This is a genomic window from Cedecea davisae, assembly GCF_044095835.1.
GTDB lineage: Bacteria > Pseudomonadota > Gammaproteobacteria > Enterobacterales > Enterobacteriaceae > Cedecea > Cedecea davisae.
In genome coordinates, this window is record NZ_CP172054.1 from 88,393 (window position 1) to 105,220 (window position 16,828).

The following is a 16,828-nucleotide window of genomic DNA, read 5'->3' on the forward strand; positions in this document are numbered from 1 at the left end:
CTTTAAGCACTTTATGGGTTTTCTGACCGTTAGTTATTAAGAGCATAATATGATGAAGATTAAGTCAATAATTCCGCTTGTTTTTATTTATTTTTGTGGCGTAGCTTATGCCGGGCAGGGTGAAGATATTGCCAGTAAGCTAAATGCTCGCAACGATAATGTGGTTGAGAAATGTGGTGAGAATAATAATCCGGCCTATGAGTGCTCGGGCGTCGTTCTCCACGGGGCTGGTAACACAGACTCTCGTTTCCCGTGGGCACCGCCAACAGATAACAGCATGTCTTACTCTTATATCAGGGCCGATGTTTTTAATAGAATATATTCCAGCTATGATTACGGCATCATTCTTTTGCCGCAGGCTGAAGTGCCTGCTGATAAATACAAGCCAAAATATTCATGTTCATTCCCGATTAACGGTACGACAAATGACAGGGAAGACGATGGTTGTGGAGAATATGCTAATGATCCCAGCTCAGCAAGCTGCCAGTCACAAGGGCTTACTAATACACAAAAATGGTTGGATGCGTATTCTAAAAATGCTGGGTTAGCATTTTGTGGATGGGATTTAAGAAATGGCAATTCGGACGTGGCGTTCAAGTCAATGATCGATGTGAGCACTATTCTTATCAATAAAGGCTTTACCTCAAATAATGAAATTGTGCTTCCCTCCTGGGGAGATGAACCCGTAAAAAATCTACCGATAGAGGCTATTTTCTCTTCTAAGCAATCAGGTGCAAGTAAATTAAATATTAGGCGTAATCTTCTGAAGGCTCAGGAAGCTCAGCTGGAGTATTATGCGTTAGTGAAAAAATGGATTCCAATTATTGATATGGAGGAAACCAAGTTTGAAACGAATAAATATAAATACCACTTTAGCTATCAGGAAAGTGAACAAGCTGTTCCCCCTGAAGGTTTTAAATAATCATCGATAGTTGAATTTGTAATATATTTAACCCTTTCGGGAGGATCCTGAAAGGGTTTCTTGTGTATCATTTATTTCTTCAGCTTTGCAGCGCCAGCATGCGCCTGATGGTGTGCTGAACCGCGCTTTCATCGTTGCTGCCGGTAATAAACTTCGCCGCCGACTTCGTTTCTTCAAAAGCATTTCGCATCGCAAAGCTGTATTCCGCCTGTGCCAGCAGCTCAAGGTCGTTATAGCCGTCGCCGAACGCCATCGTTTCGTGCGGGCCAACGTTAAGTAACTGCTGAAGTTTTTGCACCGTCGTTCCTTTATGCACGCCAAAGTCGGCAATATCTATCCACGCGGCTTCGGACACCACAATATAAACCTGCTGCTCAAAAGGCACCAGGTGCGGCCGGGTCTGAGGGCAGTTTCCTGCTTCATCAAAGACGCTAATCTTCACAAAATCACAGTCCAGGTCGGCCAGCGAGTCCACCTGAATAAGGCTGGCGTAAGACTTACGAATTTTATCTTTAAGCGGCTGGGGAACATCTTTGCGGATAATAGCGCCTTCGTTGCTACAGGCGATAATGACGTGGCTGGCGCTCACCTCTTCCAGCGTTTTAATAATGCGTAAGCCCAGTTCATTGCGGATTAGCGATTCAAAAACATATTCGCCGTTATATTTAATCCGGGTGGCGCTGTCGCCAATAATCCACAGGTTATTGCCGTAGTCGGCAAAGAGTTCTTCAACGCGCTGGCACTGTTTGCCGGTACAGGCAGCAAAATGAACGCCTTTTTCGGCCATTAAGCCGTGAATTTCAGCAAATAGCGCTCTGTCGTAATCGCCGTGGCTATTAAGGAAGGTGCCGTCGAGATCCGTGATTATCAGCTTTAGCATTTATTCACCCATCGGTAAGTGTAATCGGAAGGTTTATATTTTTAGTTTTGAGACGAACGGCAGGTTTCGATATTTGTTTTGCCACGGCATACCGTAGCCAATAAGCAGGTCGTCATTGTCCATAATCCAGGCATAGAACTGCTCGACGGGGATCTCCACACGCCCAGGTTTGACGAATAAAGTGGCCACTGACAAAGACTTAGGTGAATACTGATGCGTTAAATGTTCAACCAGTCTTTTCATCGTGCCGCCGGACTCGATGGCGTCATCGACTAAAATAACGTCCTTGCCGTTAATGCCGATATTATCGTGGAAAACAATGGTTGAACTGTTATTTCTGTCACCGGGCGTATGCGGGCATGAAATGTAGTCCATTGAAATATCAAAGGTTAACTGCCTGACCAGATCAGCGGTGAATAAGATCCCGCCGGGAACAACCGTTATCACTACCGCCTCGTGATAACGGCTATTAAGCTGCCTGGCGACCTTGGTTACGCCATCGGCAATGGTCGATTCATTCATCACTGTCTGCCCTACATGGTTATGACTCACCGTTGTATCCTCGTTAATGTATGTTTGCTCGTTGTTGCTCGATTAACATAAATTTTAATGCTCACTTGTGCAACGTTAACGCGAGTGAAGGCGGTTTTTTTGTGATCTGTGTAGATCACCAGGAGGGGGAAAACTCAATGCTGCACAATCGAGCATTGAGCGGAGGATCTTACTGGCGAAGATCGAAGCGGATCGGAAGCGTCAGGGTGACCCGATCTTTGCCGGGGGCAACTTCCTCGCCCGGCGGGGGGAGCGGGGCGGATCGAGAGGGTAACGCCAGGGCTTCACGGTCAAGGGCGGGCACGCCGCTGCTCTTTTCCACCGCAACACTCACCACCTGCCCCTGGCGGTTCAGCGTCAGGGTCAGGTAAACCACGCCTTCAGCCTGCTGGCGCAATGCCTGGGCCGGGTAACGTTTGTAGTGGTCCAGGCGCTGGCGTAGCAGGCTTACCCAGTTAACTTCCCCGAGGCTGGGGGCGCTCACCGCGCTGCTTCCTGCGGCTCCGGCGTTCTGCTGCGGCTGACTCGCAGGCGCGGTGGTGACCGGTGCGGGCGGCGTGGGCGCTGGCGGCAGTATTTTCTCCGGCGGTTTGGCTACCTGAGGCCTGGGTTTGCTTTTATGCCGTACCTTTTTCGCCGCTATTATCTCCGGGTTGGGCGCTACGACGCTTTTGCTTACCGGCTCCTCTTCGGGCCGCGGCTCTTCTTCCTGCGCGCTGGACTGCCGCTGCTTTATCGTATCCGGCTGTTCTTCGGGTGTTGCCGTTGAAGCAGGCTGGGTATTGGGGAGCAGCATCAGCGCTACCGGAGGATAGGCCGTGGCGGGCTGCATCTGCGTTGAACGGTAGCCGAGCCAAAAGAGAAGCCCGGCGTGCAGCAGCAGAGCCAACAGCAGCCCGCTTCCCCAGCGGGAAGAGCGGCCGCCGTCCGGCCAGTCGTGGAGAGTGCGTTTTATCGGCAGGGCAAAAGGCATGACAAAAATACTCCGCAGGCCAGACTCTGGCCGCTTATCGTCGATTCAGTACGGATAAAAAGGAGGACACGGCAGATCTGAAAAAGGGCAGAGGAAAATCAATAACGGCATAATCAGCATGGATTATTAATCTATTAAGTATTATTCACTGGTGAGAAAGGCTTACCCAGTAGCGCGACAGAGTATTTACCCTGACGGGCAGTACGGCAGGCAGCGCCGCAAGGATTTGGTCAGTATCCGCCAGTGGAAAGACCCCTGAGAGCCGTAGCCCTGCGATATCCTCGTCGCAGCGCAGAATGCCTGAGCGATAGCGATTCACCTCCCGTAAAAATTCACCCAGCGGCATATTATCGGCCAGCAATTTACCGTGAACCCAGCCCGGCTCTCGCTCGCCTTTGCGAATTCCGCCAGATTGGTCTCTGGCCAGCCAGGCACCCTGGCCCGCGATGAGCCGAGGGCCTGCCTGCATATTATCTTTCGGGTACAGCCGTACCGCGCCCTCGTAGACGGCCACCCTGGTTTGCTCTTTTTCCAGCTTCACGCGGAAATGCGTGCCGAGGGCCAGTACTTTGCCGTGGGGCGTGTTCACACTAAAAGGACGAGGGGAAGCAGCCAGCTTCTCCTGCTTGCCTGTGGTGATTAGCAGGTCGCCTCTGAGTAACTCTATCTGGCGTTCTTGCCCGGTGTAATGCACGTTTAGCGCGGTTTGCGTGTCGAGCAACAGCTGGCTGCCTTCGCTAAGTTCGACTCGACGCTGCTCGCCCGTTGCCGTGTGGTAATCGGCGGTCAACATTTCCCAACTTTGCTGCTGCCGTCCCCACTCAAGGGAACCGCCAACCAACAGCAGGGCAGCAAGCCCCTTCAGCAGCGTGCGCCTGCTGCCTGCGTTCAGCGCGGAAAGGCTTTGCTGTGCCAGCTTGCCGTCCACCTGCTTAAACCCGGCGCAAACCGACTCAATATGCCGCCAGGCTCGTTCATTATCGGCACTTTGTGTCAGCCAGTGCTGCCAGTTAAGCCTGTCCTGCTCGCTGGCATCGTCAGACATCAGCTGCGTAAGCCAGTACGCGGCGGCGTGGGCGCTGTCCAGGTTCAGTTCCTGCCCCTGGCTGTCGACAAGCGGGCGCGGTTTCATGAGCTGAGGGCAAAAAAGCAGTGCAGGTTAGCGCGCTGCAAATACTGTTTCACCGAGCTGCTGGAAACGCTCAGGCGTTTGGCGATGTCGCAATAGCGCATGCCCTGCAAATGCGCGAGCAGAAAAGCCTCCCGGACGTGCGGCGGCAGCCCGTCGAGGGCGCTATCAATTTTTTCCAGCGTCTCGAGGATGAGCAGGCTGGTTTCCGGGTCGGGGTGCTCTTGTTCGGGCTGCGTTGCCAGGGCTTCGAGCCACGCTTCTTCCAGATTTTTGCGCCGGTAATGGTTGGCAACCAGGCGTCGTGCCACGGTCGCCAGGAAGGGGCGAGGCTGGCGAATGGCTTCCAGGTCAGGGCTGACCAGGATATTGATAAAGGTGTCCTGGGTGAGATCCTGCGCGTGCTCCGGGCAGCCGACTTTATTGCGTAGCCAGTGATACAGCCAGCGCTGATGGTCGCAATAGAGCTGCTGCGCTACCTGTTGGGCACTCTGCATTTATTCCACTCACCATTGATCTTTATCAGGGCGTGATAATTGTTGAAATGATAATCATTATTATTTGCGTTTTCGTCTTTTTGTGTCAATAGATGACGAAGTATTAATGCAATTTTGCGGGCGGGAACGAAGGAAGACCGGCAGTGCTGCGATGAGCGCTGCCGGTGAAGGGTCAGAATTTCTGTGAAATGCTGAGTTTAAAGTTGCGGCCGATCCCGGAGACGGACTCGCCCAGGTACGGGTAGTAGTCGGTATTGAACAGGTTATCGACGGCGATACGGGCTTCCATCCCTTTAATCTGCTCCGGCTGCCAGGTGGCAAACAGCCCCTGTAACGCATAGCCGCTGGTCTTAGGTAGCGCCCAGACTCCGGCTAACGGGTCGCCGTCCTGCGGGGAGCGATCCTGCTTGCGAACCAGGTCCGTTGTCCAGCCAAAGGCCATATTCCACTCCGGCACTTTTACGCCCACAAGGGTGTGCGCGGTGGTCGGCGGGATTTCTGCCAGCCAGGTTTTTTCACCCCATGGATCGCGCGGAGAAGCATCACGCTGGCCGCGAATGGTGGAGAAAGAGAAGCTGCCGAACAGGCGTTTGCTGTCGTAAAACGATTCGATTTCCAGCCCCTGAATGGTGTAGCCCGGCAGGTTGCGGTAGTTTGACAGCGGCGTGCCGCAGTTTGCGTTTCCTTTAACAGACTGCGCCTGGCACAGGACCCCACGGCGGTAGAAGATTTCATCTTTGCCGCGGTTGCGGAACACCGTGGTGCGGATTTGCACGCTGTCATCGTCAGCCAGCACGTTGTCGAAGTTAAGGATCATCCCGGTTCGGATGCTGTTTATCTTCTCGACGCTCAGGTCGCGGCTGGTGCTGGGCACGTTAGACTGTGCATATTGCACGGTGTACTGCTCGTCAATCGTCGGCGCGCGCCAGGTGCGGGTGATATCGGCAAACAGCGACACATTCGGCGTCGCTTTCCAGACTACGCCAAGCGCTGGCGTAAAGCCGTGATAGCTTTTGGTGCTGTAGTCGTGGCCGTATTTAGGATTGCTGTTGTTATACATCGGGGCAATATTCGGCTGCCCGGTGTTGCTCACGCTGTCGTAACGCACGCCCGGCGTAACGGTGACGCTGCCGAGCGTCATGCTGTCCTGAAGGTAAAGGCCGCGCGTTTGCTGCTCTCCGGCGGACATATAGTAGGGCTGGAAATAGCCGTAGTTATAGGCCGGATTCTTCTTGTAGCTCGGGTAGTACATTAACGTGTCGCGCTTATTTTTATGCCAGCTTGCGCCCACTTCCAGCAGGTGGTCCACCGGCCCTGTGCTGAAGCGGCTTTTATTGCTTATCTCCACCAGGTTGTCTTTATAGTCCACCCAACTTTCATTCCCCAGCGTACCCAGATAGCTGGCCGTAGAGGCGCTGTTCGGGCGGGTGTCGTGCTGTTTGGTATTGGAGTAAGCGTAGTTGAGCGTGAGGTCTATCCACGGATTATCCGCCGGAGCCAGGTTCCATTTGACCGAGTAGTTTTCATCGGTTTGATTGCGGTAAACCAGCTTGCGACGCCACGCTTCATTGAGCCCGTATTTGTCGATATCCGCCTGGCTGGGGGCCGCAATATCATCGCGTTTTGCCGCGAACGGCTGCCAGCCGTCGGACGCTGAGCGCATAGCCGAGAGGGTCAGAGTTTGCGAGTCGGTCAGATAGAGGTTGGTTTTTGCAAGCCAGGTGCCCTGGCGATTGGCGGAGTAGTCAAAATGCGTGCCGTCGGGCCGGGTAATATTGCCGCCGTCGCGTTTGTTGACGTACAGCAGGCCATCGGCAAATCCTTCGGGCGTTCTGCCGTACAGCGCGCCGCTGTAAATGTTCTGGTTATCATTGGTGTGGTAGCTGTATTTCATCATGCCGCCAAAATCTTCACCGGGCAGCAGCAGGTCGGCCGCGTCTTTGGTGACTATCTTGATGCTGCCGCCAAAGCCGCCGTTGCCGTTAGCCAGGTTGAACGGGCCTTTATCGACATCTATTTGTTTAATCAGCTCGGGTTCGATAAAGACCGAGCCCTGGCGGTATTTCTCAAAGCCTTTCGGCGCGCCGTCCAGCGTGACTTTGATGTCCTCCATCCCGCCCATGCCCCAGATGTTCAGGCTCTGGCCGCCGGGGCGAGGAGAACCGGCGGAAGAAACGCCGGGGAGCTTATCCAGCAGTTCGGCCACGTTGTCGGCCTGAATACGCTCGATGTTTTCTTTCTTCAGCGTTGAGCGCCCGGCAACCACGCTGTCCTGCTGGCCGCTGACTACGGAGAGCTCCGGGATGATAATCGGCGCGGCATGTGTCTGCGCCACGCTAACGTTTATCAGCCGGTAGCCATTCCCCTCGCGCACGGCCCGCAGCCCGCTTCCCGCCAGCAGGCGGTCAAACGCATTTTCGACCGAATAGTTGCCTTGCAGACCCTGGCTGGTTTTATTGTTGGTTTGCTCAGGCGTGAAAACGAGCATTACGTTGGCGTCGTTTGCCAGAGTCTGGAGCGCGCCGCTAAGCGGCCCGGCAGGCACGGCGAAGGAGATGGTTACCGCTCCGGCTGGCTGCTGTGCCGCCCAGGATGCCGCTGGCAGGCTGGTGGTCAAGATAAGCAGGCCGGAGAGGGCCGCTCCCAAAGCAAGGTAGGGGCGACGAAGCCGGAACTTCTGCGCCGCAGGCGGTGTGGCCCCGGAAATGGCCGTAGCCTTTCCGTTATATTTTGTGGTCATGATGTATCCCTGAAGGTGAATAACGATAAACACTGCATCAGAGAGGTCACGCGAGACGGGAAATCAGGCAGAAAAAAGTTGTTATCCGATGAGATTAATTCTTATCTTCACGCCAGCCGCCGTTTCTGGGTTGATGCTGGCGGGAGTGAACCGCCGGGGAGGCGGTTCACTATGGGCTAGTCGATATTCAGTTCCGCGAAACTGGTGATGATTTTGCCGACGATGCCGTAATCAATGGCCTCTTTCGGCGACATCCAGTAGTTGCGGTCGGTGTCCTGCTTGACCTTCTCCAGCGGCTGGCCGGTGGCATCGGAGATCATTTTGTTCACCCGCTCGTGCATGCGAATAATCTCTTTGGCCTCAATCTCAATATCCGTCGCCTGGCCGCGCACGCCGCCCAGCGGCTGGTGGATCATAAAGCGGGTGTTTGGCAGCGAATAGCGGTGCTTTTTGTCCGCCGCGAGGAAGATGGTGATCCCGGCGCTGGCAACCCAGCCGGTGCCGATGATATGCACCTCAGGCTTGATGAACTTAATCACGTCGTGAATGGTGTCCGCCGCCTCAACGTGGCCGCCCTGGCTATTCAGGTAAAGTTTAATCGGCTTGTCGTTAATGCTTTGCAGCAGCAACAGCTGGGAAACGACTTCTTTAGTGATGGCCTGGGTTATCTCGCCCGAAATAATAATCGAACGTGAATCCAGCATCTTTTGCTGCATTAACCCTGACACATTGGACGGGGCGGTTTTCTCTTCAGAATCATCATTTTCTAAAAATGTTAGCATAATCAGGCTCCTGCCGGTTTTGTGGCGTAATCAGGGATGCACTGAAGCATAGCACCTCATTCAGCCGCTGCACGGCGCGGACTATCTCTTCGTCGCTGTAGCCTCCCAGCCCAAGCAGGATGCCGGATTTACGGTTTTCAGGGGTGAACATATGCGACACCGCACGTACCGCAACCCCGGCCTGCATTGCCCGGTCAACAATCAGATGGTCGTCCAGCCCGTCGCGCAGCCACAGCACCATGTGCATACCCTGATCGCAGGGCTGTAACCATGCCACCTCCGGCGCGATATATTCGTTGACCGCGGCCATCAGCACCCGGCGTTTTTCGGCGTAAACGCCGCGCATTTTTCGCAGATGGCGGTCGAGATGGCCTTCCGAAATGAAACTTGCCAGCACGTATTGATCGGCTCCCGGCGGCTGCCTGTCCGTCAGGATACGTGCTCCACAAAAGGCCGGAACCAGCTGCTTCGGCACCACCGCGTAGCCGAGGCGCAGGGACGGGAACAGAATTTTGCTGAAGGTGCCGAGGTAGATAACGTTATCCGGCCCCAGCCCCTGTAGCGCCGGAAAAGGGTGGCCCGCATAGCGCATCTCGCTGTCGTAATCATCCTCGATTATCCAGGCCTGATTAGCCTGCGCCCATTCCAGCAGCGCGGCACGGCGCGACATGCTGAGCGGCATGCCAAGAGGGTACTGATGCGAAGGCGTCACAAAGGCGGCTTTGGCGTGGGGAGCCAGCTTTATCCCTGATTCAACGTCCATGCCCTCTTCATCGACCGCAACCCTGACCATTTTTCGGTCGCGGAACATGGTCTCAAACAGCGAAGTCGCGCCCGGATAACCCGGCTCCTCCATCCAGACCGTGTCTCCGGCGTCCAGCAGGATTTGCAGCGTGAGGTACAGGCCGTGCTGGTTCCCGGAGGTAATAATCACCTGATCAGCACTACAGCGTACCGAGCGGGACTTGCGAACGTACTCGCATATTGCTTCCCGCAGCACCAGCGCGCCTTGCGGGTCGCCATAGCCTGAAGGTGCGCCGGGGCCGCGAGCGCGCAGCCGGTTGCCGAGCCTGCGCCATATGTCGTCCGGGGCGGTATCGCCGGTTGGCACCGAAACAGCAAAAGGTTCAGGAGCGAGCGTTTTCATCTGGTCGCCAACTTTGGCAAAAGCCCGTGCCTGAGCGGACAGCGGGATTTTTGCCCCGGCTGTCTCCTTGAGGGCGGGGTGAGGGCCTTCCGGGGCATAAGCAACGCGGGTGCCGGAGCCGTGTTTTGATTCTAAAAAGCCTTCGGCAACCAGCTGTTCGAAGGCCTCCAGCACGGTGCCGCGTGCAAGGCTTAACGCGCCCGCCAGAACGCGGGTGGAGGGGAGCTGGTCGCCGCTTTTCAGCTCGCCTTTATGAATGGCGTTTTTTAGCGCCTTCGCAAGCTGGAGGCTAAGCTGCCCGGCCTGGCGGTCAAGTTCGCCAATGGCGGGGATTTCGGTGGCTCTGGCTTTGCGTGACATGGAATGTGGCCCGGCATTATTAGCTGAATCTGGTTCTTCATCATAAACCACTTTAGCCATAAGCTGGGGTAAATCACCGCGGGTTCAGGAGTTAAAATGTATCTTCCTCGTCATTTCCAGGAGCAGGAGCGCCCGGCGCTTTACGATCTCATTCGGGCTAATCCGCTGGGGCTGCTGGCGGCTCAGGTTGAAGGCTCGCTGGAGGCCTTTGATATTCCCTTTGAGCTTTGCCTGAACCCGGACGGCGGAACAACGCTGCGCGCCCATATCGCCCGGGCCAACCCGCTATGGCGCAACCTCCAGCCAGAGCAAGAAGTGCTGGTGGTGTTTCGCGGGGCGCAGGGCTACATCTCGCCGGGCTGGTACCCGGGCAAGCAGGAGCACCATAAAGAGGTGCCGACATGGAATTATCAGGTGGTGCAGGCGCGCGGCAGGATAACCGTGCGGGATGAGGCTGATTTTGTGTTACAGCAAATAGCCAGCCTGACACGCCAGCAGGAAGCGCAGATGGAAATCCCCTGGCAGATTAGCGACGCGCCGCCGGAATTTATTGAGGCGATGGTTAAGGCCGTGGTCGGGCTGGAGATTGCCGTGAGCGAGCTAACCGGCAAGACCAAGCTCGGCCAGAATAAGAAACTGGCTGACCAGGCCGGAGCGGCGCAAGGGCTGATGGCAAAAGGCGAGCTGGCCATAGGCGAGGCCATGTTGGCCAGCATCGCAAAAAGGCGTTCGGAATAGGCCTCTGTTACCCCGGCAGCCGGCTTTTTGGCCTGCCGGGGCCGAGCAGAATGGCGAGCTTCGCGCCGCCCTGGGTAGACTCCATCAGGATTTTACACACGCTGGTGAGCGGCACCGAAAGCAGCATTCCTACCGGGCCGAGCAGCCAGCCCCAGAACAGCAGCGAGAGAAACACGATAAAGGTGGACATGCCCAGCCCGCGTCCCATCATGCGCGGCTCGAGAATGTTGCCCAGCACCATGTGTACCACCAGGAACAGCGCGCCCACCATCAGCATTTCATAAGTGCCGTTAAGCAAGAAGGCCTGAATCATCGGCGGAATAGCGGATATAACCGAGCCGATATTGGGAATGTAGTTGAGCAGAAAACCCAGCACGCCCCACATTAGCGCGAACTGCACGCCCATCAGCTTCAGCCCCAGCCAGACGATTATCCCGGTCAGCAGGCTGATAAAGGTTTTCAGCGCCAGGTAATGGGTCACGCCCTTCAGCGCGCGGTGCATTCCGGCGATATGGATCTTCGGGTTAGCCAGCGCAAAGCGCAGCTTATAAGGTACGTGGCGCACCTCAAACAGCATAAAAATCACCGTCATTGCCAGTAGCAGAATGCTGGCCATCGCCCCGGAAAGCCCGGCCATTAAGGCGGTGGCGAAGGTCATCAGCTTGTCGGAGTCCAGCTTTTGCAGCAGGCGCTCCGGCGACAGCGGCAGGTGGAGGAACGGCATAGCGTGCTCGACTTCTCGTACCTTCTGGGTCAGCAGCTTATTGAACTGCGGCAACTGTTCCATAAAGTCATTCATCGAGGTTGCCAGCACGCCAACCAGCAGCGTGAGCGCAATGATCATCACCAGCACCACGATGGAAATGGCCAGCGGGCGGCTAAAACCCCGGCGCATAAACCAGGTGACCAGCGGGTTGAGAACGATGGCAAAAAACAGCGCCAGCAGCAGTTGGACGATGATGTCGGCGGCGGCGTGAATACCGGCGAGAATAATCACCAGAGCGGAGAGTTTGAGCAGAATGTGTAGCCCGGTTTTATCGAGTTGTGGGGCGGTCATTGAGACGTCCAGTCAGGAAAAGATGCTTTTAGTGTAGTGCTTCCCCGGAACCGGGGGGTGGCGGTCAGTCTGAAAATGCAGGTAAAAAAAGGCCCCGCAGGTTGCGAGGCCGTTTATTCATCCACCAGATATTACTTGATGGTGATGGTATTAATGATGTTTTCCGCGCTGGTCTGGGCGAGCTGCTGGTTGTCCGCAGGCAGCGTTATCTGCATGGTCAGCAGTTTATCGTCGATTTTCCCAATAATGATTGAGGACCAGGCGGTCTGCCCTTTAGCGGAGATAACGCTGTCCAGCTGCTGCAATTCGTGGCCTTTAATCTCAATCGATTTGTTGGTCACAACCTGAAGCTGCGGGTCGCGCGCGCGCTGCTGATCTTCCAGGCGTTTTGCCAGCGCGGCCAGGTCGTCGGTGGTGTTATCCCCGACAATGACGATAATCGCTTTCTGGCCGGTGGCGTCAGAGTAAACGTGCATGTTATTGGACTGAGTGCCCACTTTGCCGCTCTGGTCGGTCATATCCGCAGGCAGAGCAAAGCTCAGCTTACCGTCCAGCAGCTCTACCGGCTGGCCGCTGGCGCTGCTTGCTGCCGGACTACCGGCGGTGGCGGTTTTGCTGTCGTTGTTGTCACAGGCGGCAAGACCCACTACCAGCAGGCCAATACCGACATATTTTACCAGGTTGCGCATCGCGTTATTCCTTTCCGTTAGCAAGCCAAAAGGCTAATTCTTGCATCTTAACACAAGAAATTCTGGCCGCCCTCAACCAGGCTGTAGCGCGGAGATTTCGGATTTATCTGCGAGGCGTTTCAACAACATGTTCAGCAGTACGCCGTACATCGGCAGGAAGAAAATCAGGCTGATAAGGACTTTGAAGCAGTAATCGACCACGGCGATTTCTACCCAGTGCTGGGCCATAAACGCGTCCGGGCTGCGCCAGAAGGCGATAAAGAAGAACGACAACGTATCGCTAACGTTACCGAACAGCGTTGAAGCGGTAGGCGCAAGCCACCAACAGCGGTTCTGGCGCAGGCGGTTAAAGACGTGTACGTCGAGGATCTGGCCGAGTGCGTAGGCCATAAAGCTGGCAATCGCGATGCGGGCGACGAACAGATTAAAATGGGTTAACGCTTCGAATCCCTGCCAGCTGCCCATATAAAACAGGGCGGAAATGCCGTAGGAGATAACCAGCGCCGGGATCATCACGGCGAAAATAATGCGACGTGCCAGCGGCGCGCCAAAAATGCGTACCGTCAGGTCGGTTGCCAGGAAGATAAACGGGAAGCTGAACGCGCCCCAGGTGGTATGAAAGCCGAATACCGACACCGGAAGCTGTACCAGATAGTTGCTGGACGTTATCACCAGCAAATGGAATAGCGATAGCCAAAACAGCGCATTAGTGCGCTGACGAGTGCTGAACTGCATCATGTTGTAGCCTTTTTAGTAGTGGGGTGAGGGAACCCAGTCAAAAATGTAAAGCGCGGGGATGATACTGCTTTGGCTTTTCATTGCAATGGTTAATTTTAACGCAATCGTTCACGCGGCTTGCGCCAGATTTTACCCGGCGTAAACTAGCGCGATTTTTCACGACTTGAGACTGCTATGACCGATTTGTTCGCAACCCCCGATCATACGCTGGATGCCCGTGGGCTGCGCTGCCCGGAGCCGGTGATGATGGTGCGCAAAACCGTGCGCAACATGCCCGTAGGCGAAACTCTGCTGGTGATTGCCGACGACCCGGCAACCACGCGTGACATCCCCGGCTTCTGCCGTTTTATGGAGCACGAGTTGGTCGCCAGCGAAACCGACGCTCTGCCTTACCGCTATTTGCTGCGTAAGAGCCACTGATATCCCTCAGAAAAAGAGGGCAGGTGATATGCCAAAGCGCCGGGAAAGCCGACGGATGTGTTCGGTGGTTAGCTGCCGTTCGCCTTTCAGTATTCGGGACACCATTGATTTACTGCCAATCTCCTGCTGAAAGTCACTCTGTTTTAGCTGGTGGTGCTCCATCAAGGTTTTCAGCATGGCCACGCCTGCGGGGATTGCCAGCCCCACCTCTTCAGCAATTCTTTCTTCTCTCCACGGTGTGTTTCAGCAAATCACATATATTCGCTGTGCGTGATGATATGGCGAACGTAGAACTTCTGGCGGGTAAAAAATATATGCGTAATAAGCCTGATTTTATTTCTGGCGATATTTTGTACTTCCTCACAATATGCAGTGTACCCTACGTTCTGGGTCAAATAATGCGCTTATAGTACATGGGATTATGCACCCCAAATCGCCTCTGTAGAGGTAATTTGTGTTAAGTATGGCTCAGAGTATGATGGGGATGGTACGGTTTCCAACGGAGAATAACTGGAGCTTAATGCATGGATGACAACGAAAACCGCTCTTACCATCGTCCCATCTGGGATGAAAACGGACGAGTTAATTACGATCTCACTTACCATCCCAAAGAAAAAAATCACATGGCGGTTTGCCTTATACCGCCGGTAAAAGTGATCCCGGTGATTTTTATTCCGGGGGTGATGGGGTCAAACCTGAAGAATGACGATGGTGAGGTCTGGCAGTTCAGTGCTTCATCGCTTAAAAAGTGGCCGCTGGCTAACGCGAAGAAAAGAAAGCAACTCCTGGATCAGAAGACCACGATGGTTGATGACAGCGGAGAGATTGTCAATGACCGGGCTGATGGCAATAAATTCCCTTCGCGACGGGAGCGGGGGTGGGGAAGTGCGTTTTACAAAAGCTACGGAGAAGCGCTTGACCGGCTGCAGTACCTGCTCAGTGACGACGATATTCTGACGGAGAATTACTTCCGTGAAGCGCAGCAGCAGACGGCACGGCAGCGTTTTACCGGCGTCAGGATTGGTGACGAACCGGTGGAACAAGTGCTGACGGAAGCAGAAACGGCACACGGCCACAGGTTTTTATATCCGCTGCACGTTTTTGGTTACAACTGGCTGCAGTCTAATGCGGATTCGGCAGAGAAACTGGGGGCGTATATCCGTAAGGTGCTGGGGGATTATCACGGGCGCCTGGCGGTGAACAAAGTCATTCTGGTCACCCACTCAATGGGGGGGCTGGTTGCCCGACACTACTCAGAAAACATAAAGGGTCAGAGCAACATTCTGGGGATTGTGCACGGCGTGATGCCGGATCTCGGCTCGCCGGCGGCGTACCGGCGCATGAAAACCGGTGAGCGGGGCATTATAGGGATGATAATTGGGGATAATGCAGAAAAGCTGATGCCGGTGTTGGCTCAGTCCCCCGGTCCGTTACAGCTGCTACCGGGCGTGGCTTATGGACCGGGCTGGCTAAAAATTGAGGGCAGCAGTCGCCAAGTGTCCCTGCCGGTGAGCGACCCGTATGAGGAAATTTACCTGAATAAAACGGCCTGGTGGCGGCTGTGTGAGCAGGATTTACTGCTGGGGGATACCGGCAGTGAGTGGGAAGCTTATCAGGATCGGATAAAGGTAGATGTTAAAAAATTCATCGACAAGTTGAACGGTAAATACCATCCCCAGACCTGGTTGTTTTACGGTGCCAGTGCCGATCATAAATCTGATGCATTCCTGACGTGGAAAGTGCGTCATTTTCTGCCGCAAGTGCCGGCAAGGGGGTATTCGGTGCCGTCGTCGCCGACGTACCGGCACGATGCAGATAAAACCTTCGAGCTGATCTCTGCCGGAACCCCCGGCGACGGCACGGTACCTCTCACTGCCATCCGGACCACCTCACCCCGAATTCGAGGGGTACTGGCAACCGATGTTGACCATGAAGGGGCCTATGCTGTTGACCCCGTGGACCGCTCCCGTTCAATTTACAGCGACCTGTCTGATGCCCTTGTGTTCACCGTCCGCTCTGTGGTGAAAATCGCGCAACAGGTGCCAGCCCCATGAAAAAAATCTCTCTTCAACTGCTTATTCCGCTGGTGATACTGCTGCTGGCAGCAGGATATTATCTTCACAACTATGTGACGTTTGTGCACACGCCGCCAGCGTTAACGGACAAGGAAAAACGTATGGTCGATACCCTGTTTGCCACCACCAAAGCCCAGTGCGTGGGGCGTTATGTCTTTGAGGTTCCGGCCTCTTTTGAAAACACCCTGACGGACCGGGCGCAGATTAATGAGGTGAGTATCAGCAGCAAACGGCTCTACCGGCCACCGTTTGAGCAGCGTATCCGGCTGCGGGAGGAGGCACTGAAAAACAGCCATACTGTTGACGCTATCGATGGACCTTTCCTCAAGCAGGTATACCGCCTGAGCGAGAATGCGGTGATATTTGATCGCAATAAAAATGGAAGTGCAGCGGGGTTTGGGCGCATTCTGGAAGGGCATCTGTATATTGACGGGGTAGCGTTCATACTGACCTCCGAAATAAGGGATGTATCGGATCCTAAATATAAGCAGGACAGGATTAGTTATTTGAACGGAGGCATGAAGGAAAGCCAGCTTAACACCAAGCCACAAAAACTGGCGGAACTACAGGATTTAATGTCCCGCCTGCGTGGGCGAAAAGATGATGAGATCCCGACGCAGCCGGGAACCTGTATTTCGGAAGGGTTTATCCGCGAGGGAAATGGGAAACCAAAAGAAGATATTACTTTTATTTATCCGCATAATTCAGTCTTTTCCCTGTCGGTTTCCACCAATACCTATCTTGGCGACCCAGCGAGCATGCTGGAGCGGAGTAATGAAATTCAGCCCTACCTGACGGGGATCAATGCGCGGACTTTACGCAAAGACAAAACGCAGATAGCCGGCTTTGAAGCTGACGAATGGCTTAATACTGCCCCGTCAGATAAATTTCCTGATAATCCCTCCGCACAGCTGCTTTTTAACGTCATAGCTAATGAAAAAATAGTGGATACCCGCCATCCAATTATTGACCTTACGTTAAGCAATCATGCTCTTCCACCGCCAGCGTACAGCGATGCCGAACTGGTGGAAATATGGGATCGCATCACGCGCTCTTTCCGTGTCAGGGACAACGCGTTCTGAGCGAGGTGTTAGCCGGATTAAACGGAGCGCAGTTGCTTATTGTACAG

The 16,828-nt window shown here is 54.6% G+C and carries 17 protein-coding genes and 1 pseudogene; 5 read left to right on the forward strand and 13 right to left on the reverse strand.

Going from position 1 to position 16,828, the window contains the following annotated elements:
* Nucleotides 1-49 precede the first annotated feature (49 nt).
* Complete coding sequence (locus tag ACG1VR_RS00830; protein ID WP_395489952.1) at nt 50-922, forward strand: hypothetical protein; 873 nt, start codon at nt 50-52, stop codon at nt 920-922.
* A gap of 79 nt (nt 923-1,001) precedes the next feature.
* Here the strand turns inward: ACG1VR_RS00830 and ACG1VR_RS00835 are convergent, their stop codons facing one another.
* The 8 genes from ACG1VR_RS00835 to ACG1VR_RS00870 all read right to left on the reverse strand — a co-directional run bounded on the left by ACG1VR_RS00835 (nt 1,002) and on the right by ACG1VR_RS00870 (nt 9,982).
* Nucleotides 1,002-1,802: an HAD family hydrolase gene (locus tag ACG1VR_RS00835; protein ID WP_395489953.1), complete on the reverse strand. Its 801-nt coding sequence runs from the start codon at nt 1,800-1,802 to the stop codon at nt 1,002-1,004.
* Nucleotides 1,803-1,835: 33 nt separating this feature from the next.
* Entirely contained in the window at nt 1,836-2,354 is a 519-nt protein-coding gene (locus tag ACG1VR_RS00840; RefSeq protein ID WP_395489954.1) for a phosphoribosyltransferase, read from the reverse strand.
* A 169-nt stretch (nt 2,355-2,523) separates the two neighbouring features.
* Complete coding sequence (locus tag ACG1VR_RS00845; protein ID WP_395489955.1) at nt 2,524-3,327, reverse strand: energy transducer TonB; 804 nt, start codon at nt 3,325-3,327, stop codon at nt 2,524-2,526.
* 145 nt (nt 3,328-3,472) lie between these two features.
* Nucleotides 3,473-4,459, reverse strand: coding sequence for a FecR domain-containing protein (locus ACG1VR_RS00850; RefSeq protein WP_395489956.1), 987 nt, complete (start codon nt 4,457-4,459; stop codon nt 3,473-3,475).
* The gene (locus tag ACG1VR_RS00855; RefSeq protein ID WP_395489957.1) at nt 4,456-4,953 is read right to left on the reverse strand and encodes a sigma-70 family RNA polymerase sigma factor; all 498 of its coding nucleotides are present in this window, start codon (nt 4,951-4,953) and stop codon (nt 4,456-4,458) included. Before ACG1VR_RS00855 ends, ACG1VR_RS00850 begins: the two co-directional genes overlap by 4 nt.
* A gap of 172 nt (nt 4,954-5,125) precedes the next feature.
* Nucleotides 5,126-7,693, reverse strand: coding sequence for a TonB-dependent hemoglobin/transferrin/lactoferrin family receptor (locus ACG1VR_RS00860; RefSeq protein WP_395489958.1), 2,568 nt, complete (start codon nt 7,691-7,693; stop codon nt 5,126-5,128).
* A 176-nt stretch (nt 7,694-7,869) separates the two neighbouring features.
* Nucleotides 7,870-8,475: an ATP-dependent Clp protease proteolytic subunit gene (locus tag ACG1VR_RS00865; RefSeq protein WP_039898919.1), complete on the reverse strand. Its 606-nt coding sequence runs from the start codon at nt 8,473-8,475 to the stop codon at nt 7,870-7,872.
* Complete coding sequence (locus tag ACG1VR_RS00870) at nt 8,453-9,982, reverse strand: PLP-dependent aminotransferase family protein (protein WP_395489959.1); 1,530 nt, start codon at nt 9,980-9,982, stop codon at nt 8,453-8,455. The genes ACG1VR_RS00865 and ACG1VR_RS00870 overlap by 23 nt, the downstream gene beginning before the upstream one ends.
* A 96-nt stretch (nt 9,983-10,078) precedes the next feature.
* Between ACG1VR_RS00870 and ACG1VR_RS00875 the strand changes: the two genes are divergently transcribed.
* Entirely contained in the window at nt 10,079-10,720 is a 642-nt protein-coding gene (locus ACG1VR_RS00875) for an FMN-binding negative transcriptional regulator (protein ID WP_395489960.1), read from the forward strand.
* 7 nt (nt 10,721-10,727) lie between these two features.
* Here the strand turns inward: ACG1VR_RS00875 and ACG1VR_RS00880 are convergent, their stop codons facing one another.
* From ACG1VR_RS00880 to ACG1VR_RS00890, 3 genes are all read right to left on the reverse strand, one after another.
* Nucleotides 10,728-11,777, reverse strand: a complete 1,050-nt coding sequence (locus ACG1VR_RS00880; protein ID WP_172568813.1) for an AI-2E family transporter — start codon at nt 11,775-11,777, stop codon at nt 10,728-10,730.
* A gap of 131 nt (nt 11,778-11,908) precedes the next feature.
* Complete coding sequence (locus ACG1VR_RS00885; protein ID WP_395489961.1) at nt 11,909-12,466, reverse strand: DcrB family lipoprotein; 558 nt, start codon at nt 12,464-12,466, stop codon at nt 11,909-11,911.
* Between the two features lie 72 nt (nt 12,467-12,538).
* Entirely contained in the window at nt 12,539-13,204 is a 666-nt protein-coding gene (locus ACG1VR_RS00890) for a 7-cyano-7-deazaguanine/7-aminomethyl-7-deazaguanine transporter (RefSeq protein WP_016538599.1), read from the reverse strand.
* Between the two features lie 174 nt (nt 13,205-13,378).
* On the opposite strand from ACG1VR_RS00890, the gene tusA reads away from it, so the two are divergent.
* Nucleotides 13,379-13,624: a sulfurtransferase TusA gene (gene tusA, locus ACG1VR_RS00895; protein WP_395489962.1), complete on the forward strand. Its 246-nt coding sequence runs from the start codon at nt 13,379-13,381 to the stop codon at nt 13,622-13,624.
* A gap of 6 nt (nt 13,625-13,630) precedes the next feature.
* Here tusA and ACG1VR_RS00900 read toward each other — a convergent pair.
* Both ACG1VR_RS00900 and ACG1VR_RS00905 read right to left on the reverse strand, forming a co-directional pair.
* A pseudogene (locus ACG1VR_RS00900) lies at nt 13,631-13,822 on the reverse strand (type II toxin-antitoxin system HigA family antitoxin); the annotation flags it as partial.
* A gap of 53 nt (nt 13,823-13,875) precedes the next feature.
* Nucleotides 13,876-14,019 carry a type II toxin-antitoxin system HigB family toxin gene (locus ACG1VR_RS00905; protein ID WP_395489963.1) on the reverse strand — a complete coding sequence of 48 codons (144 nt, stop codon included), beginning with the start codon at nt 14,017-14,019 and terminating at the stop codon, nt 13,876-13,878.
* A 129-nt stretch (nt 14,020-14,148) separates the two neighbouring features.
* Between ACG1VR_RS00905 and ACG1VR_RS00910 the strand changes: the two genes are divergently transcribed.
* Entirely contained in the window at nt 14,149-15,678 is a 1,530-nt protein-coding gene (locus ACG1VR_RS00910) for an esterase/lipase family protein (RefSeq protein WP_395489964.1), read from the forward strand.
* Nucleotides 15,675-16,781: a T6SS immunity protein Tli4 family protein gene (locus tag ACG1VR_RS00915; protein WP_395489965.1), complete on the forward strand. Its 1,107-nt coding sequence runs from the start codon at nt 15,675-15,677 to the stop codon at nt 16,779-16,781. Before ACG1VR_RS00910 ends, ACG1VR_RS00915 begins: the two co-directional genes overlap by 4 nt.
* The last annotated feature ends 47 nt before the right edge of the window (nt 16,782-16,828 follow it).